Annotated in this window: 23 protein-coding genes; 16 read left to right on the top strand and 7 right to left on the bottom strand. The window is 40.0% G+C overall.

Going from position 1 to position 26,269, the window contains the following annotated elements; genetic code table 11:
• Window positions 1–140: 140 nt before the first annotated feature.
• The 4 genes from L1D46_RS04940 to L1D46_RS04925 all read left to right on the top strand — a co-directional run bounded on the left by L1D46_RS04940 (window position 141) and on the right by L1D46_RS04925 (window position 5,473).
• Window positions 141–2,759, top strand: a complete 2,619-nt coding sequence (locus L1D46_RS04940) for a TonB-dependent receptor (protein WP_239976946.1) — start codon at window positions 141–143, stop codon at window positions 2,757–2,759.
• A 129-nt stretch (window positions 2,760–2,888) separates the two neighbouring features.
• Window positions 2,889–4,346 (top strand): family 10 glycosylhydrolase, encoded by a 1,458-nt coding sequence (locus L1D46_RS04935; protein ID WP_239976945.1) that lies wholly within the window; start codon window positions 2,889–2,891, stop codon window positions 4,344–4,346.
• A gap of 70 nt (window positions 4,347–4,416) precedes the next feature.
• Window positions 4,417–5,160, top strand: coding sequence for a hypothetical protein (locus L1D46_RS04930; RefSeq protein WP_239976944.1), 744 nt, complete (start codon window positions 4,417–4,419; stop codon window positions 5,158–5,160).
• A 79-nt stretch (window positions 5,161–5,239) separates the two neighbouring features.
• Window positions 5,240–5,473, top strand: a complete 234-nt coding sequence (locus L1D46_RS04925; protein WP_239976943.1) for a hypothetical protein — start codon at window positions 5,240–5,242, stop codon at window positions 5,471–5,473.
• Here the strand turns inward: L1D46_RS04925 and L1D46_RS04920 are convergent.
• From L1D46_RS04920 to L1D46_RS04910, 3 genes are read right to left on the bottom strand one after another with little or no spacing between them, the layout of a single operon-like run.
• Window positions 5,470–5,850, bottom strand: a complete 381-nt coding sequence (locus tag L1D46_RS04920; protein ID WP_130051050.1) for a diacylglycerol kinase — start codon at window positions 5,848–5,850, stop codon at window positions 5,470–5,472. The two genes, L1D46_RS04925 and L1D46_RS04920, sit on opposite strands and share 4 nt — an antisense overlap.
• 20 nt (window positions 5,851–5,870) lie before the next feature.
• Window positions 5,871–7,496 (bottom strand): phosphoethanolamine--lipid A transferase, encoded by a 1,626-nt coding sequence (locus tag L1D46_RS04915; RefSeq protein WP_239976942.1) that lies wholly within the window; start codon window positions 7,494–7,496, stop codon window positions 5,871–5,873.
• 15 nt (window positions 7,497–7,511) lie between these two features.
• The gene (locus L1D46_RS04910) at window positions 7,512–9,455 is read right to left on the bottom strand and encodes an LTA synthase family protein (protein ID WP_130051052.1); all 1,944 of its coding nucleotides are present in this window, start codon (window positions 9,453–9,455) and stop codon (window positions 7,512–7,514) included.
• A 175-nt stretch (window positions 9,456–9,630) separates the two neighbouring features.
• On the opposite strand from L1D46_RS04910, the gene L1D46_RS04905 reads away from it, so the two are divergent.
• The 4 genes from L1D46_RS04905 to L1D46_RS04890 all read left to right on the top strand — a co-directional run bounded on the left by L1D46_RS04905 (window position 9,631) and on the right by L1D46_RS04890 (window position 14,221).
• Window positions 9,631–10,305, top strand: coding sequence for a response regulator transcription factor (locus L1D46_RS04905; RefSeq protein ID WP_239976941.1), 675 nt, complete (start codon window positions 9,631–9,633; stop codon window positions 10,303–10,305).
• A complete protein-coding gene (locus tag L1D46_RS04900; protein ID WP_239976940.1) occupies window positions 10,305–11,714 on the top strand; it encodes an ATP-binding protein in 1,410 nt (469 codons plus the stop codon). Before L1D46_RS04905 ends, L1D46_RS04900 begins: the two co-directional genes overlap by 1 nt.
• Before the next feature lie 77 nt (window positions 11,715–11,791).
• On the top strand, window positions 11,792–11,980 hold the full coding sequence (locus L1D46_RS04895; protein WP_054553751.1) for a DUF3185 family protein: 189 nt from the start codon (window positions 11,792–11,794) through the stop codon (window positions 11,978–11,980).
• Between the two features lie 66 nt (window positions 11,981–12,046).
• Entirely contained in the window at window positions 12,047–14,221 is a 2,175-nt protein-coding gene (locus L1D46_RS04890) for an exonuclease domain-containing protein (RefSeq protein ID WP_239976939.1), read from the top strand.
• 14 nt (window positions 14,222–14,235) lie between these two features.
• Here the strand turns inward: L1D46_RS04890 and L1D46_RS04885 are convergent, their stop codons facing one another.
• The 3 genes from L1D46_RS04885 to ccsA form a co-directional block, all read right to left on the bottom strand.
• Window positions 14,236–15,075, bottom strand: a complete 840-nt coding sequence (locus L1D46_RS04885) for a mechanosensitive ion channel domain-containing protein (protein ID WP_130051056.1) — start codon at window positions 15,073–15,075, stop codon at window positions 14,236–14,238.
• Between the two features lie 163 nt (window positions 15,076–15,238).
• Window positions 15,239–16,507, bottom strand: a complete 1,269-nt coding sequence (locus L1D46_RS04880) for a CNNM domain-containing protein (RefSeq protein WP_130051057.1) — start codon at window positions 16,505–16,507, stop codon at window positions 15,239–15,241.
• Between the two features lie 61 nt (window positions 16,508–16,568).
• Window positions 16,569–17,372 carry a cytochrome c biogenesis protein CcsA gene (ccsA, locus tag L1D46_RS04875; RefSeq protein ID WP_130051058.1) on the bottom strand — a complete coding sequence of 268 codons (804 nt, stop codon included), beginning with the start codon at window positions 17,370–17,372 and terminating at the stop codon, window positions 16,569–16,571.
• Between the two features lie 243 nt (window positions 17,373–17,615).
• Here ccsA and ffh point away from each other — a divergent pair, with 243 nt between their 5' ends.
• The 6 genes from ffh to tyrA all read left to right on the top strand — a co-directional run bounded on the left by ffh (window position 17,616) and on the right by tyrA (window position 22,604).
• A complete protein-coding gene (gene ffh, locus L1D46_RS04870; protein WP_130051059.1) occupies window positions 17,616–18,992 on the top strand; it encodes a signal recognition particle protein in 1,377 nt (458 codons plus the stop codon).
• A 240-nt stretch (window positions 18,993–19,232) separates the two neighbouring features.
• Window positions 19,233–19,481, top strand: a complete 249-nt coding sequence (gene rpsP / locus L1D46_RS04865) for a 30S ribosomal protein S16 (RefSeq protein ID WP_036967110.1) — start codon at window positions 19,233–19,235, stop codon at window positions 19,479–19,481.
• Window positions 19,482–19,498: 17 nt separating this feature from the next.
• Window positions 19,499–20,032, top strand: a complete 534-nt coding sequence (gene rimM / locus L1D46_RS04860) for a ribosome maturation factor RimM (RefSeq protein ID WP_130051060.1) — start codon at window positions 19,499–19,501, stop codon at window positions 20,030–20,032.
• Entirely contained in the window at window positions 20,032–20,799 is a 768-nt protein-coding gene (gene trmD, locus L1D46_RS04855) for a tRNA (guanosine(37)-N1)-methyltransferase TrmD (RefSeq protein WP_130051061.1), read from the top strand. The genes rimM and trmD overlap by 1 nt, the downstream gene beginning before the upstream one ends.
• 33 nt (window positions 20,800–20,832) lie before the next feature.
• Window positions 20,833–21,192, top strand: a complete 360-nt coding sequence (rplS, locus tag L1D46_RS04850) for a 50S ribosomal protein L19 (RefSeq protein WP_130051062.1) — start codon at window positions 20,833–20,835, stop codon at window positions 21,190–21,192.
• A gap of 278 nt (window positions 21,193–21,470) precedes the next feature.
• Entirely contained in the window at window positions 21,471–22,604 is a 1,134-nt protein-coding gene (tyrA, locus tag L1D46_RS04845) for a bifunctional chorismate mutase/prephenate dehydrogenase (protein ID WP_178927193.1), read from the top strand.
• A 55-nt stretch (window positions 22,605–22,659) separates the two neighbouring features.
• Here the strand turns inward: tyrA and nhaB are convergent, their stop codons facing one another.
• Window positions 22,660–24,240 (bottom strand): sodium/proton antiporter NhaB, encoded by a 1,581-nt coding sequence (nhaB, locus tag L1D46_RS04840; RefSeq protein ID WP_130051064.1) that lies wholly within the window; start codon window positions 24,238–24,240, stop codon window positions 22,660–22,662.
• A 233-nt stretch (window positions 24,241–24,473) separates the two neighbouring features.
• Here nhaB and fadR point away from each other — a divergent pair, with 233 nt between their 5' ends.
• On the top strand, window positions 24,474–25,187 hold the full coding sequence (fadR, locus tag L1D46_RS04835) for a fatty acid metabolism transcriptional regulator FadR (protein ID WP_130051065.1): 714 nt from the start codon (window positions 24,474–24,476) through the stop codon (window positions 25,185–25,187).
• A 431-nt stretch (window positions 25,188–25,618) separates the two neighbouring features.
• A complete protein-coding gene (locus L1D46_RS04830; protein WP_054551729.1) occupies window positions 25,619–26,224 on the top strand; it encodes a peroxiredoxin C in 606 nt (201 codons plus the stop codon).
• Window positions 26,225–26,269 lie beyond the last annotated feature (45 nt).

Raw genomic sequence — 26,269 nt, 5'->3', positions numbered from 1 at the left:
TCTTGATTTTGTGCGGCGTTGCTACTATTGTAGCCGCAATGTAGCAATAAAGTTGTTACCAGTTGTTGTTCAAAAGAGCATTTATGTAGTTTGTAGTCACAAAATCTCTCACTTTTTAAAAACGATAGGGTTACATTTCCATGAATAAAAAATTCTCCACGCTAACTGTTTGTATTAAAAAAGCATTGCTCCCAACACTTGTGTTAGGAACATGTACGACTGCCTTTGCAGCTGCTCAAGAAGATGGAAAAAATAAAATTACAAAAGAGGATATAGAGCAGATCGAAGTACGCGGCTATGCGGCGTCAGTTGAGAAAAGTATCAACATGAAACGTTTTTCAAACAGCGTTGTTGATGCGGTTTCTGCCGAAGATATCGGTAAATTTCCTGATCAAACAGTTGCTGATGCACTACAGCGTATTCCAGGCGTGCAAGTAGAGAAAGACTTAGGCGGTGAAAGCGATCGAGTGAGTATTCGTGGTACAGCACCTCATTTAAATATAACGCTGTTAAATGGCCAAAATGTGGCTTCTGCAACGGCTTCGGCATCAATTACACGCCCGTCGCGTGGTTTTAATTACTCATTATTACCAGCAGAAATGGTCGATACTCTAGAGGTTTATAAGTCTGCTGAAGCTGACATTGATGAGGGTTCAATTGGCGGCACTGTTGTAGTAAAAACACGTAAACCGCTTGATAGTGAAGCTAACTATGCTGCGCTTTCAGTAAAAGCATTTCATTTTGAAAACGCAGACGAAACTAAGCCATACGTGTCTGGTTTATATTCATGGAAAAATGAAGCCCAAGACTTTGGGTTTAATGTTGGTTTTGTCCACAAAGAAACGGCAACGCAGCGTGATAGTAAAGAAGTACGTTTTGGATATCGCAGCACAGATGCCAACCAAGATGGGAATGCAGAATTTTATCCAGGGGCAGTGGGTTACAACCGCTACGCAAGTGATAGTGATTTAGATACCGCAACAGCGACATTCCAATACGCAGCTAATGATAATCTTGAATTTGTTTTCAATAACTTATATTCAAAGTCAGAACATGAATCATATGGCACGTATTCAAGCGGTTTTATCTTACAGAATATTGCTAATATTGAGAACCCAGTGATTGTTGATGGTACGGTTGTCGCAGGTGATTTACCAGCACACAATAACTTGGGTTATTATGGTAATGCGGGCTACCTTGGTGAATTTAAGACTCAAGCTCATGATTTAAAAGTGACTTACAAAGCAGATGATTACACTGTTACAGGTCAGCTAGGTTACAGTAAAGCTGACGGTGAGGTGAGTGATGTTTATTCAGAGTACTATGCCAATACAAATGCGTCATTTACGTTAGAAAATGGTACGCCAGATGTGACTTTATCTGCAGATTTAAGCCCACAAGATTACCGTTTAGATTACAACCATAAAAATGACATACTTAATGACTCTGATGAGCTTTATGCGCAGTTTGACGTTGAATATTTACTAGACACTGGTTTTTTCACTGCAATTAAAGCGGGTGTAAAGTACCGTGAGCATACAAAAGCTGCCAGTTTGATGAAAGCTAACTATCCAAAAGTGTCAGCAGTAGGTGAAAGCTTTAATTTGGGTATGTTTGCAAGCGATTCTACTAGCGACGGCATTTTATGGCAGTTTGATAATAACCAATATGCAGATTGGATCTCGTCTACTAGCCCAACATCAGGTCCTTATGAGCACCTTGACTACACCTTCGATCTTGAAGAAACCGTTACAGCTGGCTACGTCAAAGCCGTGTTCGAGCACAATAAGTGGCGCGGTAATATGGGCGTACGCGCGGTTAAAACAGAGCTTGACTCTCGTTCAGTTGAGTACACAGGACGTAGTTTTGCGCCTGAAAATATTCAAGATGTGTATAGTTCAAATAGCTATGATGACTTCTTACCAAGTGTAAATATTAATTATGACTTTACGGATGATGTTGTGCTTCGCTTTGCTGCGGCTAAAGTAATGTCTCGCCCTGACTACGATTTTTTATCTGCGCGTAAAAGTGGTTATTGTGCAGCGGCAACAGGCTGTAAAGGTTCACAAGGTAATCCAGACTTAAAACCTTATCGTTCGACTCAATATGATTTATCAGCTGAGTGGTACTTTAATGAGTCATCAATATTGTCATTAGCTTATTTCTACAAAGATATTGATTCGTATATCACCAATACAACGATTGAAAAGCAGTGGACATGGACAGACCCTGATACCGGCGTTGAAGAGGTTCGTGATTTCTTAGTGACTCAGCCTCAAAATGGCCTAGGCGGTGAGAATTCGGGCTTTGAAGTGAACTACACTCAAAAGCTTATGTATGGTTTTGGTATTCAAACCAACTATACATATTCAGATGCTGAACTAGAGCAAACACCGGATCAAAAAGCCGCAGGTGAAGAAGCTGTGTTGCCAAACAACTCAGAAGATACTTTTAATGCGACGGTTTATTATGAAAACACTGCTTTTAGTGCCCGTGTTTCTTATACCTATCGTTCAGAATATTTTTATACAAATTACCTCGGCTTAAACCAGTATAAGGATGGGTTTGGCCAGTATGATTTAAATGTTAGCTATAACATTTCTGAAGATTTTAATCTTATTTTCCAAGCTATTAACTTAACAAATGAAGAGCAAAAAGCGACTTCAGGTAACAGCACAGGTATGCCAGATGCTAATCGCCCATTAGCGATACACGATTACGGTCGTCGTTTCTTACTTGGCGCACAAATGAAGTTCTAATTTTCTTATTTGAATTAGATTCATGTAGGCACAACAAGTTTTTGTTGTGCCTTTTTTGTGAGGTATACAGTGTATTTTAAACATTTATTATTATTGTTCATCTGCTTTGCTTTGAATGCGTGTGTTTTTATGCAAAAACAAGAGGCTACGAACATTGAAAAGCAGTTTTTTGGCACTATCCAGCAACCTCAGGTTGCAAGAGAGTTTCGTGCTGCATGGGTAGCAACCGTTGCAAACATTAATTGGCCATCAGAGCCTGGATTATCTGTTGCTGAGCAAAAACAACAAGCAATTAAAATCCTTAATTTACTAAAACAACATAACTTCAATACCGTTATTTTTCAGGTTAGACCGCAAGCAGACAGTTTATATAAAAGTACGAATGAACCATGGTCTTATTATCTTACTGGAAAGCAGGGAAAAGCACCTGAACCGTTTTATGATCCTTTAAAATTTTGGATAGAACAAGCACATAAACGAGGCTTAAAGTTACATGCATGGATAAACCCATACCGCGCTCATCATCACATTGGAGGCCCCGTTTCAGAGCATTCAGTTGTTGAAAAAATGACGAATAAAGTAGTGAAACTAAAAAATGAGACCTATTGGTTTTTGCCTACAGATCAAGCTGTAGTGTCGCATACTTTAAGTGTATTAACGGAACTTGTAGAAAACTATGATTTAGATGGTATTCACTATGATGACTACTTTTACCCATATCCTTCTTACAATAACGATGAAGGTTTTCCTGATGCTAAACAATACAGTCAGTATTTAGAAGCAGGTGGTGAGTTATCTATCGGTGATTGGCGCCGTGAAGCAGTAAATCATTTTGTGAAAAGCTTATACAAATTAGTTAAACAAACAAAGCCTCATGTTCTTGTTGGGATAAGCCCATTTGGTATATATAGGCCTGATGAACCTGAAACTATTCGTGGTATGGATCAATATGACACCTTGTTTGCTGATGCAAAGCTGTGGCTTAACGAAGGCTGGCTTGATTATTTTTCACCGCAACTTTATTGGCCAATTAATCAATATGCACAAAGCTACCCGCTCTTATTAAGCTGGTGGCAATCACAAAACACTCATGGGCGACATTTATGGCCTGGCATTAATGCATTGCGTTCATTTGATGAGGCTGGTGTTGATGAGGTCGTCAATCAAATTATGATAAATCGTGGGTTTTTATCAACTTCACCCGGTACAGTTTTTTGGAATGTTACAGCGCTTGAAGGCAGTCAATTGATGAGTGATGTGATTACTAAAGGCGTATTTCAACATCAAGCCTTAATTCCAGAAACTCCTTGGCTAGATGCGTCAGTAATAGCAGCTGTTAAAGTTGATGTTAAATATGATGGTGACGATGTTCATTTGACTTGGACACACCCAGATTCAGATCAAGTGTCTGAGTTACTTGTCTATCTAAAATATGCGCAGCAGTGGCACTATCATATTTACTCAAGTGATGAGAGTACGTTCTCTGTTGCAGCTTCTTATGGACAACGACCATTAGAGGCAATGAAGATAATTGCAATTGATAGGCTTGGTAATCAAAGCGCTGAGATTGAGTTGTTAATGAAATAGCACCTGTAATGTATATACAAAAATTTGTTACGCTTTGAATAATCTGGTTTTTAAATTTTAAAGTAGGCATATGAAGTATTTCGCGGTAATTTTGTTCGGTTGCCTTATCTCTTTTTCAACAACAGCCGCAACAAAACATATAAAAATTGTAAAACCTGTGGTTGCGGCGTTTAAAGCGGGTGATAGAGCTGCAATCGCCAAGCGAGTGCATTATCCTCTGCAGCGCAAAGCGCCTCTGCAAGCAATTGAAAATGAGCAAATGCTTATAGAAAAGTTTGAGCAAATTTTTGATAAAGAGTTTGTCGAAAAAATCGTGAATTCAAATATTCGCCACGACTGGGAAATGATGGGGTGGCGCGGCATTATGTTTGATTCAGGCAAATTTTGGTTAGACTTTGATGGCTCTATTTGGGCTGTGCCTTATGAATCAGAGGCAGAAAAAGCACGACGCGAAGCACTGATTGACGAGCAAAAACAAGCATTACATAAAAGCCTTCGTGAATTTACAAAACCGATATTAACGTGGCAAACAAAAAAGCACTTAATTCGTATCGATGAGCTTGCTGATAATCAGTACCGCTATGCAGCATGGGAAATAGATCAATCTATGCAAGATGAGCCAAGTCTTGTGATCACAGGGGGCAGTCTAAGCTTTGATGGCAGTGGCGGAAATCATTTTTATACCTTTACTAATAACGGTTATCGTTATGTATGTCATGTTACCGTACTTGGTACTGAACACTCACCGCTGGGGCTGTTAGAGGTATTTAAAAATAACGTACAAATATTGTCTGAGCCTGTTATGGATTTATAAGGTGTTTTTCTTATTTTGAACTACACTCATTCTTTCAAAGGAGGCTCGTTTAAAGGGGTCTCATTTAAAGGAGTAAGTTATGAGTATTAAATTTTGGGTTTTAAGAGCCACTAGAGTTTTCACGCTGGTGGCTATTTTATTATTTATGGTGGAAATACTGAAAGGTCACGAGACACTCAGCGCATTAGGCTTTGCGTTACTTTGGTCTTTTATTGCCACGGCAATTTTTATCGCAACCCGTTTATATCATTCATCAAAAGGGCGCCACTGTGCACTTTGTAATGACACCCCTGATGATAAAAAAGCGAGTTAACTTAGATTGTTCACAAACACACCGCCCCATACCAGCGCACAAATTGTTAGGGCAATAAGTACGGCTGCTGATCCTAAGTCTTTAGCTAGGCCTGATAATGGATGAATTTCAAGGCCTACACGGTCTATTGTGGCTTCAATTGCCGTATTTACGACTTCAGCAAACATCACAAATAGTACAGATACAAGCAGCATGATTTTCTCATACAGGTTAATTTGCCATACAAAAACCACTGCTATGGCAAGGACCAACAGTATCAGCTCTTGTTTAAAAGCAGACTCATGCTTTGCTAACCAAGTGAATGCACGTTGGGAGTTTTTAAATGCTAGGCGAATACGTTTAATGCCAATGGGTTTGTTAGTGCTATCAAATTGCATAGTATGAAATCTCTATTTCGTTAGCTTTGTTTTGAGCAAGCATTGAAGATATCTTGCTCTGGATGATATTCAGTGCTGTCTACATGGGTTAAGCCAAGTAGGGTGTCAAAAATATTATCGTGAGAAAAAGCGTTGTTACGCTGTTGTTCGATACATTGATTAAAACGGGTATCGGCTAGTTTATTACTCCAAAACAACATAGGCACTTGGGTTTGCTCTTTAGGTGCTAATGCGTATGGGAAGCCATGCAAGTACAAGCCTTTTTCTCCAAGTGATTCACCATGGTCAGAAACATACAGCAGGGCTTTGTCATCCGCCTGACTGTTTTGCATTAAATTAATAAGTTTACTGAGTACTAAGTCTGTATAAGCAATAGTATTGTCATAGGTGTTTGTTAGTTGCTCGCTGCTACAATTTTGAATATCACTACGCGGACAATCAGGCATAAATACACTGTCTTTTTTTGGGTATCGACGATAGTAAGTTGGTCCATGTGAACCAATCATATGTAACACAACAAGTTGATGTTTAGCATTACTCTTGGCAAGTTTTGTAGCTAACTCTTCCACGAGTACTTCATCAAAACAATAGCGTCCATCACAAAGTGGGTTGCTCTTTGTTGGTTCTACCGTTTGTGAGTTTACCCGCACACAAACCCCTTTACAGCTGCTATTGTTATCAATCCACGTTACTTCGACACCACTTCGTTGAATGATATCAAGCGCATTTTCTTGGCTTTGCGCTATGCGCGAATCATAGTGATTACGGTCTAAACGCGAGAACATGCAAGGTACAGATATAGCCGTAGCCGTGCCACATGAACTAACGTCACTGAAATATTTAACGCCAAGCTTAGGTGTATATCGATTAGTTGGCTTGTTATATCCTTGCAGTGAAAAGTTTGCTGCACGAGCTGTTTCACCTACTACCATAATTGTCAGCGAACTTTGTTGCTGTTCTAGTAAATGCGGCGTTTTATCCAGTACTTTAAATGGTAAAGGCGGATAAAAATAATTATCGCGCAGATACTTATAGCCCGCAGTGTAAAATGCAAAAGGGGTAATATAGCTAGTTAATTGACGGTTATTACGCCCAACAGAGGCATAATCTTTATAAAATGGTACTGCAATAGCTGCTATAGCAATAAATGCTGTGACGTTCAGAAGCGCAAAGTTTTTTAGACGAACACGAAAGTTACCAACAATTTTAAAACGTGAAAACAAGTAAGCGGGGAGCACGCCAAGTACAAAAATAAAGACGACAACTTGTATATTTAAGTATGAAAATGCTTCACCTGAGTTTGTCTCTAAGATATTTTGTAGCATGCTTTTATCGAAGATAACACCGTAGTTTAAGGTTGCATAAAACAACAGTGACGAAACTACGATGCTTGTTAAAAGCACTGGTTTTACAAAGGTGATTAACGATAACCAACTTAACACCATTGCCGTCAGTGCTAATAATAAAAACGGTACGCTTGCTATAAATAACCAATTGACATGTTCTGGCTTGCTTGCTGCTTCAGCCATGTTAAATAAAAATAGACCATTAAATGCGATAACCAAGTACAACGACACCAGCCACACAAACTGACTGTAGCTAACTTGCCATTTTTTAATAAGGAGTTGTTTAATTTTCATGCTCATGATTATTCCTCATCGCTACGATTTATTTGGTAAGCGATACAACTGTTCGGTATAAGCTAAATTGCTAAATAAGACGTGAGCCAGAGCTTTTTTGGCAAGTTCAACGCTGCTGCCAGCCTTATCAATAGCTACTTGGGTTTTAGTGGCTGGGTCGTAGTGCCAATAGCTAACCTTTTGGTTTGGCATGAGTATCACTGCCTCACCATTTTCAACGTAAGCAAAGTTGTCGTAGTACTGCATCATGGCGCGCTCAACTGGGTATTGTTTAGTTAAATCATAACCAAGCATAGGTGTCGCTTGGTCTACGCCTAATAGCGATAACAAAGTGACAGGTAAGTCTATTTGACTGACTAAGCGAGTATCCTGCTTTGCGTCCATACCACTATTTAGGATCACGGCAGGAATATGGAACGATTTAAGCGGCACAGGCTCTGAGCCAAACACTCGCACATCATGATCTGCAACCACTAAAAATACTGTGTCTTGCCAGTAATCTTGCGTTTTTGCTTTTGCTATGAATTTACCTAGTGCATAGTCTGCATATTTGATTGCTAGATCACGTTTGAGGTTTTCTGGGTCATGGCCTTCAGGTAGTGTTACTTTACCTTCTGGAATATCGAATGGATCGTGGTTACTTGAAGTAAACACAAGGCTAAAAAAAGGATTGCCTGCTTTATTTAATGCGCTTAGCTCTTTATCAGCTTGATTGAACAAGTCTTCGTCGCTTGCACCCCATGACGAAATAAACTCAGGGTTTTGCATGTCATTGATATCTACAATATCGCTAAAGCCATTGCCTAAGAAAAAACTTTTCATATTATCGAAATGACTTTCACCGCCGTAAATAAACTGAGTGGTGTAGCCTGTGCGGGCTAATACATCAGCTAGTGAGAAAAAATTACGCTGTGATTTTGATAGTTTTACCACTGAGCGTGAAGGAGACGGAGTAAACCCAGTTGTTACCGCTTCAATACCTCGAACAGAACGAGTGCCAGTTGCGTATAAGTTATTAAAGCCCCAGCCTTGCTTGTATAACTTATCAAGCTCAGGAGTCACACCAATGCCACCTAGTTCACCAACAAAACGTGCACCTAAGCTTTCTTCTAAAATGATAACTAAATTCTTTTTCTTACCCGTGTTAAAAGGCGTGTTGCTTGAAAGTGTAGGAATATTCTCAGTTATAAACTTTTGTTTATAGGCTGCTTGCTTTACTGTTTGTAAAATCTCATTACGTGGCATGTTGCCGTATAAACTACTGGCATTTTTCTCATTGCCCATATTTTTAATAGCAAATGCCACACTGTACGTTGAATTCAAAGCCAGCGAGTTAACCAGCGAGTCACTTGAAAAGTACACTAAAGCAGGATTTAAAGGGCGGTGGCTTACAGTGCCTCGTGCGCTAATTAAGCAGACTAATAAAGTGGTAACGAGTATTACAACTTGGCTAACAGTTTTAGCGTTTTGTTGTTTGCTAAATGCTGCATTTATATAACGATACGCAAACACACAGCTTAGCGTTGCAATAATTAAGGTGCTTATCATAGCGAACAGGTGGCCATGTAATAGCATGGAAAATACTTCTTGGGGGTAATCAAGATATTCGACGAATAAGCGATTTGGTCGTACATCGTACTGGGTAATAAACGCGGGAGTAGAAGCTTCAATAACCACGATTAAAGTAACGACTATGCTGCTATAAAGAGTAAAAATAAGTTGCAATAAAGAGGTTTTGCTACGCAAAAGAACATGAGCTATCAACATTAAAACGGCAAGGGCTAACAAGTACCCTAAACTACTTAAGTCTACCCTTAAGCCGCCAAATAAAACCGCTAGGCTATCGCCATCAGCTAACCTTTGCTGTTGCCATATTAGCAAGCTTATTCTCGACAGTATAAAAACTGCCATTAATATTAATGAAAAACGGAACAAAGGTTTTAAAACAGAGAGTTTTGCTGTCATAGTCGTACTTACTTAATCGAAACTATGGCAATACTAGGCAGTGAAACTTAAGAAACCCTTATGGTAATCTTAATATTTTCTAAACTAGAAAAACTTAAGTAAATCTTAAGGGAATCTTAAGATTTTGAGCGTAACCTAATGACACAAAAGTGGTTTTTATCTAAATGAGTAACATATGAAATTGTTGATAATAGAAGATTCGGTGTCATTAAGACGTAGTCTACGAATTGGCCTTGAAAACTTAGGTTTTACCATTGATGAAACCGGCGATGGTGCTGAAGGTTTGAGTATGGCCATGTCTGGTGAGTACGAATTAGTAATACTCGACATTATGTTACCCAGTCTTGATGGCATTACGTTATTACAAACCATAAGAGCAAAGCAGCTCGATGTGCGTGTGCTTATTTTATCTGCCAAGCAAGAACCTGCAGACAGAGTAATGGGGCTGCTGACTGGGGCCGATGATTATTTGACCAAACCATTTTCGTTTGATGAGCTGCATGCAAGGTTATTAAATTTAATGCGTCGCGGTGGTCTGAAAACAATCAGTGATGTGATCCGCATTGATAACTTGGCTTTAAATTTACAATTAAAACTCTTACAAGTCGGCGGTACTGCAGTCGACTTAACGCCTAACGAATATAAAATAGTTGAGTGTTTATTTAGCAATCAAAATAAAGTGATCACTGCAGAAAAGTTGAGTAGCTACATAGCTGGGCAGTATGACTTGGTCTCAAAAAATTCCATTGAAGCGCATTTATCATCTGCCCGCAAAAAGGTTAGGGTGGCAGGCGGTGAATTACCTATTCAAACTAAGCGTGGCTTTGGTTATATCATTCAAGGAAAATAATGAAGTCAATTCGCAGTAAGTTGGTAACTACATTATCGATTACTATAACTGGGCTAGTTTTAAGTATTTTAGTCGCCACTGATATAGCTATTGATAGTTGGATTGATAATGAATTTAACCGTGGCATGAAATCAAAAGCCGGTATGCTGATGACTTTGGTTCATGAAGATGAAGAGGGGTTAACTTTTAATTTTTCTAGTGACTTTATGCCAGAATTTGATGGTCAAGTTGAGCCTGAATATTTTCAAATGTGGACTGATGATGGGGTGTTTACCCGCTCACAGAGCCTTAATTTATTCGCTTTGAAGAACCTCAAGTTTGAAAAATTAAAACTGGGTGAAGCGAAAATAATGACCACTGAGCTGCCGGATGGTCGTGACGGGCGAATTATTTATACTCGTTTCCAGCCGCAAATCGACTCTCACTCACATAGAAATTTTTTTGATGGCGTGAGCAAAACGCATCACACCACGCTTACTTTGGCTTATGCAGCTTCATCAGAAAAAGTTGATTTTATTTTATGGTTAATTGACGTTATTTTTGTTGTTTCTACCGTGTCAGTAATCGTATTCATTCGATTATTTGTGCGTAAATCGGTCGACAGTTCTCTAGCGCCACTTAATAAACTAAACCGTGATATAAGTCGGCTTAGTATCGCAGATAAAAGTGCCGTGATAACAATAAAAGAACCTGTGAAAGAGCTGCAACCCATTGTTGATAGCTTAAATGCCTTTATTCAAGAAAACCGCCAGCTCTATTTTCGTGAAAAGCGCTTGACCTCAGATATTGCCCATGAGTTAAAAACGCCGATTGCTGAGCTTATAAATATGGCTGAAGTGGCGATTCGTTTTCCAAATGAAAAAGAGTTTGAGGCAGACTTTAAACCTGAAGTGCTAAAAATTAGCCAGCGTTTAAAGAGCATTGTGTCGAACTTATTGCTACTGCATAAGTACAGTAATGAAGCCCTACCAAAGCAAGATGCATGTGATTTAAATCAGGTTATTTTACGCACCTTAGAAAAGTGCGATTTAGAATGGGTTAAGTTTGAGTTTCAAGATGATATCCCAGCCATTGTAAGTAACTTATTTGCCCTTGAATCAATCATCACCAACCTTGTAAATAACGCTAAACAATACAGTCCAGAAAAGAGCATAGTGACTGTAAGTTCGCTGCTTAATAAAAAGGGGAAGTTGCAATTTTCTGTTACTAACGAATTAAAAGTACCATTAACAGATGAAGACATTAGCCAGTTATTTGATCCGCTTTGGCAAAAAGATAGTGCCAGAACGTCTGAAGATAACTTTGGCTTAGGCTTATCCATTGCCAAAGCGTTAAGTAAAGCAATTGATGCTGAACTTCAGGTTTCGTTAAGTGAGCAAAACATAACCTTTAGTTTGATTATTTCTTAAGGTTTTGCAGCTAATTATTATATGTGCAAAACTAAACATAGCAGCACGAAATCAAAACAACAAAAAGGAACAACACGATGGGAAAAATTATAGGTATTGCTTTAATCGTTATTGGTGTAGCACTCGCAGTATGGGGATATAACGTTTATGACTCTGCAAGTGCACAAATTAGCCGAACTTTTAGTGGTGATACACCGATTGAGGCTTGGCTCGGTATGGTAGGCGGTGCAATTTGCGCGATTGTAGGTATTTTAAAAGTTAAATAGCCTCAAACATTGAAATCAGTTTACTAATACCTGATACTGTATTTATATACAGTATCAGGTTTGGCTATGAAAACACAATTACCAGCAAAATATTATTTAAGTCATTTCTTTGAGCTCGCTGAGTTTATTCAATCTCAGTGCACGCATTTACTCTTAGCTGAGCAAATGCAATTTCTTGAAAAACTCACCCTACTTGATGAGCAAAGTTTGTGTACTTTGCTGCGTATTTATTCCCGTAAACCAAAAATCGTGGCACTGTCATCGTTAAATTATGAAGAAATCCCTAATCTACATGGGGCTATTTTTAAGCTAAAGCAACAGGGGCTGGTGGCACATCCAAGTCATGATGAATTAGATTTGCTGCTTGAGCATTTAACAAAGCCAACTTTATTAACCTTATTAGCAAACGATGAGTTAATGACGACACAACCTGATTATAAAAAATCAGCCAGCAAACATAGCTTAATTCAACTTTGTAAACAGTATATTGACCGCAACCACAGTGATTTAGACGCTTTATTTAGTCAGTTCGTGGTCAATAGCCGAAGCCAGTATTATGAATACTTTGAGTTTTTACATAGCGGCCGACTAAGTCAAGGCGATATAAACCATCAAAATCGCTTTGTAATGCGTGACTTAGGAATTGCAAAAGTACGTGGTGATGTCAGCGACAGCTTATCGCGTTTTAAAACCTTAGCCGAGGCACAATCGCATTATCAATTAAACCAGTTGCGTATGCAGCTTAAGCAAAGCCAATCAGAAACACAGTACCAAACCTTAGCTCAAACACTTTTAGCTATTAACTGTGAAGATGAATTAGCCCAGAGCATCAAAAACAAGTTACTGATCCGCTTATATAAGCAGCTTAAAGATCATGACTTAGGTTTTGCATTTGAGTTACTAGAGCATTGTGAGGGCAGTAGTGAAGCGCAAGAGCTGGCAATTCGCCAGCGTTACAAGCTAGGAGACAAAAGCTGGGTTGAGCATAAGCTTGAAAATATTATCCAAAATCCGCTTGATGATAGCATTTTGTATTTCGCCGAAGACTTTCTACAGCGTAAATATAATAAGCAGCAACGTTCACGCTTAACACAAATGTTAATTGATACAGAGCATCAAATAGAGGTTGATGACATTTACCGTGGTGATGTAGAGCAAGGAGTATGCGAGTATTATCAACAGCTCGGTAACACTGTGTTTTTTACCGAGAATAATCTTTGGTTAAGTCTTTTTACCCTAACATTTTGGCAAGAGCTCTATATCGAGACACCGTACCCGCCGTGTAATGAATTTGATCTTTATCCACAAGTACTACTTGCTGATTGCTTTTACACATCGCAGCATACACAAATTGAGCAAAAGCTTGCAAATTTCACTAGTAATGAAGCGTTGTATAAATATGTTTGTAAAAACGCAGGACAGTACTACGAAATAGCCAATGGTGTTTTTATGTGGCATAGCGATATTTTAGAGCCACTAAAAATGTTGATAAAACACAGCAGTCTAGCTAGTTTAAAAGCGCATTTATTGCAAATGACAAAAACCTTTAAGCAGCTTAAAGATGGTTACCCAGATTTAATGGTTTTAAAAGAGCATAAGCTCACATTTGAAGAAGTTAAAGCTCCGGGCGACAAACTAAGACGCAACCAACTTGTCAGTATTGATGTCTTAAAACAACACGGCTTTGAAGTAAATATCGTTAAGGTGGGCTGGTTTAATGATCCAAATCGCATTTATAGTGTGGTCGATATAGAAACTACTGGCGGCGTACAAGGGAATAATAAAATCACTGAAATTGCGGTTGTGCAGTTACAAGCTGGCGAAGTTATTAAGCAGTGGGCGAGTTTAATCAATCCCGAACGAAGTATTCCTGCCTTTATTACCAAATTAACAGGAATTAACGCGGCAATGGTACGTGATGCTCCTCGCTTTGAGGAGATAGCCGACACGTTGCGTGCCCTGTTAAAAGGCAGTGTATTTGTTGCTCACAATGTGAATTTTGATTACGGATTTATTCGTAAGGAATACGCTGCACTCGGGCAAGGTTTTAAAATGCCTAAGCTATGTACAGTAGTTGAATCACGAAAGACATTTCCAAAGCTAAAGTCTTATTCACTTGGTAACTTAGCGACACACTTTGAATTGAACTTAACGAATCATCATAGAGCATTAGCCGATGCAACTGCTACGGCAGAGTTATTGATACGAATTCAACAAGCACAATCAAATAAGGCGAGTTGACCTCGCCTTGTAAATTATTTACCAGGGAATTGGTGAATATGAACATCTCGCTGTGGGAATGGAATAGTGATATCAGCAGCATCAAAGGCAATTTTGACTCGTTCATACAAACCAAAGTACACAGGCCAGTAGTTATCCGATTCAACCCAAGCCCACACTAACATGCCGATATGACTTTCACCGTGCTGGCTAACATGAACTGTTGGTTTTTTATCTTCTATATCTTTTAATACCAGATCATAGTCATCCAGTACGCTCATAAGCACGTCACGGGCTTTATGAACGTCATCGCCATAGCTAATACCAAACTCGATTGCAACGCGGTGTGTTGGCTCTGCAAACTTATTCTTAACACAGCCATTTGATAGCGTGCCATTTGGAATAATGATTTTTTCATTATCGTAGGTAAGTAAAACAGTGACAAAAATTTGAATTTCTACTACTTTCCCCATGTAGCCTTGGGCTTCAATAACATCACCTACTTTAAAAGGCTTGAAGAATAGGATAAGCACTCCACCTGCAAAATTCGCTAGACTGCCTTGCAGTGCCATACCTACGGCTAAACCGGCTGCTCCGAGCATTGCAATAAATGAGGTTGTTTCGATACCAATCATCGAGGCAACAGATATCAGCAGTAGTACCTTTAAAATGACAGAAATGAAGGAGACTAAAAAGTGCGTCAAACCAACTTCGAATTTGACCCTATTCATTGATTTTTCAGCCATGTTGGCAACTCTACCAATTAACCACCAACCAATGATTAAAACCAGTATTGCTAGAATAAACTTTGGCCCGTAGAGCATTAGCAACTCTATAGCTTGGTTGTAGATTTTCTCGATTGATATTTCGTCCATTATTTTTCCTTGTTATACAACAGAGTATTTAAAGAAAATAATAGTAGAGAAATTGCTTTTCGGTGTGGGGTCTGCTGGGAAAATGTGAATTTTCTGAGGCTTTTCAGTTATAACTAACAAAAAAGGAGTAGCAAGCTACTCCTTTTTTGGGGTGAGTCGAACGTTACTCCGTGCGTTTGCTTGGAATAACTTTAACTAACTTCACCATGTTTTCTTTTATCTCGATCACTTCAATAGGGTATCCGGCAATACGTAAACTTAGGTTTGAGTCTGGGATATCCTCTAAGTACTCAACGATTAAACCACTTAGCGTTTTCGGGCCATCAATCGGGAGCTCCCAACCCATTTCTTTATTTAAATCGCGAATATTAGCACCGCCATCTACAAGTACTGAGCCATCGTCTTGCTCTGTAACTTCCTCACTTGGCGTGCGAGTTTGCGTTGTTGTGAAGTCACCAACAACTTCTTCGAGAATATCTTCAAGTGTTACTAGGCCTTGGATATCGCCATATTCATCAACAACTAAACCGATACGCTCTTTTGATTGCTGGAACTTAAGCAATTGTGTGTTTAGTGATGTGCCTTCAGGAATAAAGTAGATTTCACGAACCGCACGTAATAGTGATGGCTTATCAAACTGTTCTTTAGTTAACAGGCGCAGTGCATCACGTGAGTGAATAAAGCCAACAGCATCATCAATTTGGTCACGATATAATAAAACGCGAGTATGCTGAGCATGAGTTAGCTGACGGCTAATAAGCTTCCAGTCATCATTGATATCGATAGCAACAATTTCGTTGCGTGGGATCATAATATCTTCAACAGTTACTTGCTCTAAATCTAAAATTGAAGTCAGCATGCTTTGGTGGCGAGCTGGTAATAGAGCACCAGATTCGTTCACCACGGTTTTTAATTCTTCTTTACTTAAACTGTGCTCTTCAATTTGTGCTGTTGTGATACCAAACAAGCGCAGCATGCCATTGGTCATCCAGTTTACGATAACCACAAATGGGAAAAGTATTTTCAAAAGCCCCTTAAGGACAATCGAACTTGGGAAAGCGACCTTTTCTGGGTAAAGCGCTGCAAGTGTCTTTGGCGTTACTTCGGCAAAGATTAAAACCACTAAGGTCAGTGCACCAGTTGCAATTGCGATACCGAGGTCACCATATAGGCGAATACCAATAATCGTTGCAACCTGTGCTGCAGCGATATTAACTAGGTTGTTACCAATCAAGATCAGACCAATGAGTCTGTCAGGGCGACTTAACAGTTTGCTGACGCGTTTCGCTGCACGATGATCTTCTTTAGCAAGATGGCGCAAGCGGATACGGTTAATTGACATAATTCCAGTTTCAGAACCAGAAAAATAAGCAGAAATAAGTATCAATAATCCCAATATAATAAACAGGGTACTAGTCGATATGTCGTCCAACGATGGATCCTTTTTTTATAAATCAGTGCATATTAAGCTAGAGACAGCTTGCTGAGTCAAGTTAAAACTTATTTAGAATCACTTCTTGGATGAAACGGCTGCCAAAATAAGCAAGTGACAAGATAAAAGCGGCTATCATGATCGAAAACACCACGGGTTTACCACGCCAGCCTTGACGTAAGTGACCCACTGTTACAACAGTGAAAATAAGCCAAGCAATTAACGATAAAACCGTTTTATGGATAAATTCACTGGCAAACATACCTTCTAAGAAGATAAACCCAGAAAGTAGTGCAAAGGTAAGTAGAATTGTACCAAGCGTGAGTAATTGATAAAGCTGACGCTCAACGACCATTAAAGGTGGAAGATGGCTGTGTACGATTGCTAAGTCTTTGCGCTTTAAACGCTTATCAATAAAGTAAAACTGTACCGCATAGAGTGTCGAGATTATTAGCACACAATATGCCAAAAGTGATAACGATATATGAGTGACTAAGCCAAGTTCAACATCTATTGATTGTAAAATCACATGATGCGGAATAAATAAGCTGGCAAGTGTAAGTAAGGCTGCAAACCCATACACAACTGGTAGTAATAAGGTAGCAGGGAACTTGAGCGACACAGCTGTAACGGATACTACGATGACCCAACAGGTCAATAAAGCAACGTTGACGATACTCAAATCTTGACCGTCAGCACGAAAAACTGAATTAACCAGTAATAGCATATGGGCAAGGATAGCCACAGTGCTTAGTATCACTGTGAGTTTTTGGCTCGGACCTTGTTTGTGGAAAAGGCGTGATAGCACATGTGACGTTGCTAACACATAAAACAAACTAGCAATAATAGTTAAACTAATAATCATCGTGTTTTGGCCACTTAATTTATATAGATAAATCCTTGTCTCTTTGATGCCATTGTATTTTATAGCAAGGAAAAAGCATAGAGTTTGTAAAAAGAAACTCAAACTACACACTTGAACACTGTATTGTCGACCACCATTTACGGTATACTGCTAGTAATTAAATTTTAATATTGCCTGTATTGTCTTCAAACTTGTCTGTTTTATGTACACTACAGGTGAAACACGTTTTATCGGAACCTTTACATGTTTGAGAATCTCCAAGAACGCTTAGGTAAAACCTTAAAAAATATCAGTGGCCGCGGACGCCTAACTGAAGAAAATATAAAAGATACATTACGTGAAGTCCGCATGGCATTTTTGGAAGCGGACGTTGCATTACCTGTTGTTCGTGAGTTCGTTAAGCAAGTTAAAGAACGCGCCGTTGGTGTTGAAGTAACGAAAAGCTTAAGTCCAGGCCAAGTCTTTATTAAGATTGTTCGTGAAGAACTTGAAAAGGCAATGGGTGAAGCAAATGAAGAGTTAAGCCTTAATGCGCAGCCGCCTGCGGTAGTGATGATGGCGGGCTTACAAGGTGCTGGTAAAACAACCAGTGTTGGTAAACTAGCTAAATTCTTAAAAGAGCGTAAGAAAAAGTCTGTGTTAGTTGTTAGTGCTGACGTTTATCGTCCGGCAGCAATCAAACAGCTAGAAACACTTGCTGATGAAGTGGGTGTTGAGTTCTTCCCAAGCGATATCTCACAAAAGCCAGTAGATATTGCGAATAATGCGATTTCACACGCGAAGAAAAAGTTCATCGATGTAGTATTAGTCGATACTGCAGGTCGTTTACATGTCGATAACGACATGATGGACGAGATCAAAGCACTGCACAGTGCGATTAATCCAATCGAAACCTTATTCGTCGTTGACGCGATGACAGGTCAAGATGCAGCAAACACTGCAAAAGCATTTGATGAAGCGCTACCTTTGAGTGGTGTGATCTTAACAAAGACTGATGGTGATGCTCGTGGTGGTGCTGCATTATCAATCCGTCATATTACCGGTAAGCCGATCAAGTTTATGGGTGTAGGTGAGCGCACTGATGCACTTGAACCTTTCCACCCTGACCGTATTGCTTCTCGTATCCTAGGTATGGGTGATGTACTTTCATTAATCGAAGAAGTCGAAATGAAAGTAGATAAAGAGAAAGCGGCTAAAGTTGCTGAGAAAGTATTTAAAGGTGACGGCTTTACATTAGATGACTTTGCTGAGCAACTTCGTCAAATGAAGAACATGGGCGGTATGATGTCGATGCTTGATAAGCTACCGGGCATGCAAAACTTACCAGACGCCGTAAAAGGGCAGATGGGCGATAAGACTTTCGTACAAATGGAAGCCATCATTAACTCAATGACACCAAAAGAGCGCGCGCGTCCTGAAATCATCAAGGGCTCTCGTAAAAAACGTATTGCCGCAGGCTCTGGTACCCAAGTGCAAGAAATCAACAAACTGCTTAAGCAATTTACGCAAATGCAGAAGATGATGAAAAAGATGAAAGGCAAGGGGGGTATGAAGAAAATGATGCGCGGTATGAAAGGCATGTTACCACCTGGCATGATGGGTGGTGGTCCTAAATTTTAATAGCGCTTTTTATTAAGTGTATAAAAAGGAGCGTATAGCTCCTTTTTTTGTAGATAATTTATGCATAGTTGTTAGCTGCATGTAAGATTTAAAGGCCAGATCAGTGTTTAATCAACTAAACTTACATTTTGCAGCAGTTCTTACTTGCAATGTTGCAAAAAACTCGTACAATTCCCCAGCTTCCCGTACTGGGGAGTAAATCTTATTAATGAAAACAGTCAATCTAATGTAGAGGACGGTATGGTAACTATTCGTTTGCAACGTGGTGGCGCTAAAAAACGCCCTTTCTATCAAATTGTGGTTGCGGATAGCCGTTTCTCGCGTGACGGTCGCTTCATCGAGAAAGTAGGTTTCTTTAACCCAATTGCTTCTGGTCAGGAAGAAAAAGTACGTTTAGATTTATCTCGTGTTGAACACTGGGTAGGTCAAGGCGCATCTCTTTCAGATCGCGTAGCTAAGTTAGTTAAAGACGCTCGTAAAGCGGCTTAATAGGCGTAAGAGTAACCATGAGTCAAGAGAACACCTCGTATATTACAGTAGGAAAGCTCGGTGCCCCGTATGGTATAAAGGGCTGGCTTAAGGTGCATTCATTTACTGATGATCCCGAAGGGATCTTCGATTTCAGCCCATGGTTGATAGGGCAGCAAGGTAAATGGCAGACCTTAGAAGTGGTCGACTGGCGTCGCCACAACAAAGGCTTTATCGCTAAAGTTGCGCAAGTAAACGACCGAGACGAAGCAATGGCTTTAACCAATGTAGAAATCTCAGTAGACGCAGCGCAGCTACCAGAATTACCGCAAGGTGAATTCTATTGGCGAGATCTGATCGGCATGTCTGTTATAACTGATAAAGGTTATAACTTAGGCACAGTCGATGACCTTATGGAGACAGGCTCAAATGATGTTTTGGTTGTGAAAGCAAACAAAAAAGATGCATTTGGCCAAGCAGAACGTTTAATTCCTTTCTTAACAGACTCTGTTATTAAAGAAGTTAAATATGATGCAAGAGAAATTACCGTTGACTGGGACCCAGGGTTTTAATGTCACAAACGAGTTCGCTATGGGTAGGGGTGATTAGCCTTTTCCCGGACATGTTTGATGCGATTACCACTCAAGGGGTTACAGGTCGCGCAGTTAAAAATGGTCTAATTGACTTTAACTGCTGGAATCCGCGTGACTATGCTACTGATAAGCATAGAACTGTTGATGACCGTCCTTACGGGGGTGGTCCTGGCATGTTAATGATGGTTGAACCATTGAAACAAGCTATCCTTGACGCTAAAAAAGCGGCAGGTGATGGTGCAAAAGTAATTTATATGTCACCGCAAGGGCGCAAATTAGATCAGCAAGGTGCAAGTGAACTTGCGCATTCAGAAAAGCTGATTTTAATTGCCGGTCGCTATGAAGGTATAGATGAGCGAATTATAGAATCATACGTTGACGAAGAATGGTCAATTGGTGATTTTATTTTAAGTGGTGGTGAACTACCCGCAATGACGCTAATTGATGCAGTAGCACGATTAGTACCAGGGGTGTTAGGTCATAACCAGTCAGCTGAGCAAGATTCATTTTCGAATGGCTTGCTTGATTGTCCTCACTATACACGGCCAGAGACATTGGATGATAAACAGGTGCCTGCTGTATTGCTCAGCGGAAACCACCAAGAAATCGCTAAGTGGCGCACAAAGCAATCACTTGGTAGAACTTGGCTTCGTCGTCCTGACTTGTTGCATAACCTAGCTCTGACTGAGGAGCAAGCGGCACTCCTTGCTGAGTTTCAGCAAGAGTACCAACAAGCTTGTGGCTAGAAGACAGTTACACCTAGGAAAGTGAGAAATATAATGGCAAAAGTAAACCAAAATATTATTAAAGCGCTTGAAGAAGAGCAGCTTAAATCAGACGTACCAGCATTCGGCGCTGGTGATACAGTTGTTGTACAGGTACGTGTAAAAGAAGGTAACAAAGAGCGTCTACAGGCCTTTGAAGGTGTTGTAATCGCTAAGCGTAATCGTGGTCTTCACTCAGCATTCACAGTTCGTAAAATTTCGAGCGGTGAAGGTGTTGAGCGTGTATTCCAAACGCACAGCCCTCTTATCGATAGTATCTCAGTTAAACGTCGCGGTGCTGTTCGCCGTGCGAAACTTTACTATCTACGTGAGCGTTCTGGTAAATCTGCACGTATTAGAGAAAAACTTAACTAATACGCGCTGTTTTACAACGCAAAATAAAACGGGTTGCAGCCTTAGGTTGCAGCCCGTTTTGGTTTTTATACCACAAAAATAATTTTCCCCCCTTTGTGAGACACCTAAGTACTCCCTTCAAACTGATCGACTGACCTCTATTTATCCCTTTATAAGCTATGCGACATGCATGTTAGGGCTTTGTGCTTTGGCTGTTATCCTGTTACTATAATTTGTATTAAAAGCTTTACTTTTTTGTATATAATTATTTACGTTTTTAGGGTTTGAGGTGTAGTAACGTGGTAACAGTGAATGATCTAGCTGATTTAAGAGCAGGAATAGATGAATGTGATGCGCAATTGGTGGCATTACTGGCAAAGCGTAATGGGATTACAGAAAAAATAGGCGCAATTAAGCAACAAATCGGTGCGCCATTACATGCCCCAGATCGCGAGGCTGATTTACTTGCAGCTCGCCGCAAAGAAGCAGTCGCACAAGGGGTTAACCCTGAGTTAGTTGAAGATATCCTGCGCCGTATGATGCGTGAAGCGTATCAAAACCAGCAAGGTAGCCTCGCTTGTGTTGCACCTCAGTTATCACCCATTGTAATTGTTGGTGGTGAAGGTGCCATGGGTCAGCTATTTGCTCAACAATTTGCTCGTTCAGGTTATGAAGTCCGTATTTTAGATAAAGCACAGCAAGCACAGAGTGAAGCGATATTAAAAGGGGCAAAATTAGTCCTTGTGAGTGTACCAATTAATGCACTTGAACACGTAGTTTCGGCATTACCAACACTCGATGATGACTGTTTATTAGTTGATATTACATCAGTTAAGCAAAAGCCTTTAAAAGCCCTAATGGCGGCTCATAGCGGCCCAGTAGTCGGGTTGCATCCCATGTTTGGTCCAGATATTTCACACTGGGTAAAACAAACCGTTGTTGTGTGTGAAGGGCGAGATCATGAAGTAGCTAAAGGGCTAATGGCGCAACTCCAAGTTTGGGGATGTCAAGTGGTTGAAATGGATGCTAAAAAACATGATGAAGCGATGCAAATCATTCAGGTAATGCGTCACTTAACAACCTTTGTATACGGTCAGTTTCTTGCCAAGCAAAGTCATACGTTGGCAGAGCTTCGCAGCTGTTCATCACCAATTTATCAGTTAGAGTTAATGATGGTTGGGAGATTGTTTGCTCAGTCACCTGAACTATACTCTGATATCATGTTAGCGCAATTCGACGATGTAGAATCATTACTTGCAAATTACCAAGATACTTTTGCGGAAACCCTCGAAAAACTCAAAGCAGGTGATAAAGCTGCATTGATTGCCGCGTTTGCAGATGCGAAAGAGTATTTCTCTGATGCGACAGCGCATTTCTTAACGCAAAGCCGAAGCTTACTAAACAAAGCGAACGATGCAAAAGTGTTAGATTAAATACTCATACTCAATAAAACCAAAAGCCCGCATTTCGCGGGCTTTTTTGTTTAGATTAATGACCACCAAGTGAGCCTGGTAACACACCCGTATGGTGGTTGATTAAGCCCCATTGATAGAGTAAATCTGTCATATCAGATAGGCTAAATAAGGTCATACTCAAACCAACAATCGTTAACACTATGGTATATGGTAGGGCCATATAAACCATGCGCCCGTAAGACAGCCTTAGTACAGGTGCTAATGTTGATGTTAACAAGAACAAGAACGCAGCTTGGCCATTAGGGGTAGCAACACTTGGCAAGTTAGTACCTGTGTTAATAGCCACAGCCAGTAAATCGAACTGATCACGAGTAATTTGACCTGCTTGTAGTGCAGCAGCAACTTCGTTTATATACACAGTACCTACGAAAACATTGTCACTGACCATCGACAGAATACCGTTAGCTATGAAGAACATGACTAATTGCAGCTGGCCTTCAAAAGTAAGTACCCATGCGATCACGGGTGTAAATAAATGCTGGTCGATAATTACGGCAACAATTGAGAAAAATACGCAAAGTAATGCAGTGAATGGCAGGGCTTCTTCAAATGCTTTACCTAGTTGGTGTTCTTCAATGATGCCGGCACTGGCTGTCGCAAAAATAATTACCGATAAGCCAATTAAACCAACAGTGGCTAAATGAAGTGCTAGACCTATAATCAACCAAACAGCGATAAATGCTTGAATAGCTAAGTTCACTTTATCGCGTGTAGTACGTTTTTTCTCAAGCTTTTTAGCGTGGTCCGATAATATAGTGTGAATGGGTGCTGGGAGTTTGGCACCATAGCCAAATGCTTTGGTTTTCTCGAGGAAGAAAGTCGTGGCAATACCTGCAATCATTACAGGCAAAGTAATAGGCAGCATACGAAAGAAAAACTCGCCAAAGAACCAGCCAGCTCGTTCCGCAATAATTAAATTTTGTGGCTCTCCTACCATAGTACACACACCACCTAAGGCAGTACCAATTGATGCATGCATCAACAAGTTACGTAAGAAAGCGCGAAACTCTTCAAGCTCTTGGCGATTGACAGGACGTACCTGGTTATCATCGTTAATATCGTGCTCACTGTTAGAATCTTTGCCAGATGCCACTTTATGATAAATGCTATAGAAACCCATAGCGACGGCAATAACCACAGCCATAACCGTTAACGCATCTAAGAAAGCGGATAAGAAGGCAGCTGCAATTGTAAACGAAAGCGATAACACGGTCTTGCTACGCACCGAAACAACAAGCTTTGTGAAAATATACAAAAGCAAGTCTTTCATAAAGTATATGCCTGCAACCATAAAGATAAGTAACAGAATTACATCAATATTCTGTACTATTTCATGCTCAACTTGGCCGGCTGTTGTCATTCCAATAAACAACGCCTCTATGGCTAATAAGCCACCTGGTTGAAGCGGGTAACACTTTAGCGCCATTGCGAGTGTGAAGATAAACTCGAGCACTAATACCCATCCTGCCAGATAAGGGTTAAGTTGAAATAAAACTGGGTTGATTAGTAAAAACGCAATAATGGTGTATTTATACCACTGTGGCGAAGTCCCCAAAAAGTTTTTAAATATTGCTGGTAAAACGCGCTGTTGCATGGCTGTACCTTTTATTAGTGCTGGTTGTTATTGTAAATAATTAGAAGTTGAGTATATCGAAAGTATTGTTGTTTGGTGTGCTTTTAATCCAAAAGGTCACTTATTTAACGAGATCTTAAAGATTTTTATGCACAGCAGAGTTAGTTTACTTGTTAGTTGCTGATCATCTGGTACAATCAGTGAGTTGAATGCCAAATGCGGTAAAAGTAGTTGCTAACTCAAGTGGAAATTGAATGAGAATTTTTAAAGCGAAAAGCCCAGCAGGTTTTGCTGAAGAATACATTGTAGAATCTATTTGGAATGGTGACTTTCCGCCTGGCTCAATTCTTCCTGCCGAACGTGAATTGTCAGAGCTTATTGGTGTAACACGCACAACGTTACGTGAAGTACTGCAGCGTTTAGCTCGTGATGGTTGGTTAACAATTCAACACGGTAAACCTACTCGTGTAAATAACTTCTGGGAAACCTCGGGTCTAAATATCTTAGAAACACTTGCGCGTCTAGATGAAGATAAAATGCCAGAGCTTACAGATCAATTACTTTCTGCTCGTACTAATATCAGCGCAATTTACACTCGTGCGGCAATTAAGCTTGCCCCTGAGCGTGTAATTGAAATCTTAGCGCAAAGTGAAGAACTTGAAGACAGTGCTCAAGCATTTGCTGATTACGATTATAAAGTTCACCATGAACTAGCCGTTGCTGGTAATAACCGCATTTACGTGCTTATCTTAAATGGCTTTAAAGGCTTCTACTCAAAAATTGGTTGCCATTACTTCTCTGATTCACGTACCCGTGAATTAGCGCGTCAGTTTTATAAAGATTTAACTGTGCTGGCAGAGCGTCGTGAACACGATGGAGCGATTTCTATGATGCGTAAATACGGTCATCAAACAGGTGAAATCTGGCAGCAAATCCGTGGTGATATGCCAGAAGATATCATGGACTAGGTAGCACTAATTGATTTTCTATTTTTTAAGAGCCCAGCTTGATGCTGGGTTTTTTGTGTTCGTAAACTTTTTACAGCAGAAAGTTAGACTTACGAGCAAGTGTGCACGACATTTTTTTCTATCGTCACTGCTTTGTTCTGACCAAGATTAATACTAATAATACTTAATCATTTTGAGGGATTAGACCTGTCGCTACCACTATAAAAAGGTCCTCACTTATTTCACGAATTGATAAGAATCGTCAGTATTTAATGTGAATCAATTTTTCCGATTAGGCATATCGCTTTTTTCGATTGTTCATTTGTCTGTAACCTCATTAAACTATCTTGCAAATTATCAATACTTACTCTTGGTTTTTGCTTTTTAGTAACCATATATAAGTGAGTATTGCATAGGCAATTGGAAATAAACTCAAATATTTGGAGATAAAAATGGGTGTATTAGTTGGCCGTCAGGCACCAGACTTTACTGCAGCAGCTGTTCTAGGTAACGGTGAAATCGTTGAAAACTTCAACCTAAAAGAAACTATCAAAGGTAAAAAAGCAGTTATCTTCTTTTACCCGTTAGACTTCACTTTCGTTTGTCCTTCAGAGTTAATCGCTTTCGACAAGCGTTTTGAAGAGTTCCAAAAGCGTGGCGTTGAAGTAATCGGTGTTTCTATCGATTCACAATTCTCACACAATGCATGGCGTAACACTGCCGTTGCTGACGGTGGTATTGGTCAAGTTAAATATGCACTAGTTGCAGACGTTAAACACGAAATCTGTCAAGCATACGACGTTGAGCATCCAGAAGCAGGTGTTGCTTTCCGTGGTTCTTTCCTAATCGATGAAGAAGGTAACGTACGTCACCAAGTAGTTAACGACCTTCCACTAGGCCGTAACATCGACGAAATGATCCGCATGGTTGACGCGCTAGCGTTCCACAGCGAGCACGGTGAAGTATGTCCAGCAGGTTGGACTGAAGGTAAAAAAGGTATGGATGCAAGCCCTGAAGGTGTTGCTAAATTCCTTTCTGAAAACGAAGGCGACCTATAATTTAGGCCTTTGTTAGCGAATTAAAAAACCCGCCAATTGGCGGGT

This window comes from Pseudoalteromonas sp. Isolate3 (genome assembly GCF_022398505.1).
Classification (GTDB): domain Bacteria; phylum Pseudomonadota; class Gammaproteobacteria; order Enterobacterales; family Alteromonadaceae; genus Pseudoalteromonas; species Pseudoalteromonas apostichopi.
Note: the sequence above shows the minus strand (reverse complement) of the source record. Positions and strands in the feature narration are given on the sequence as shown.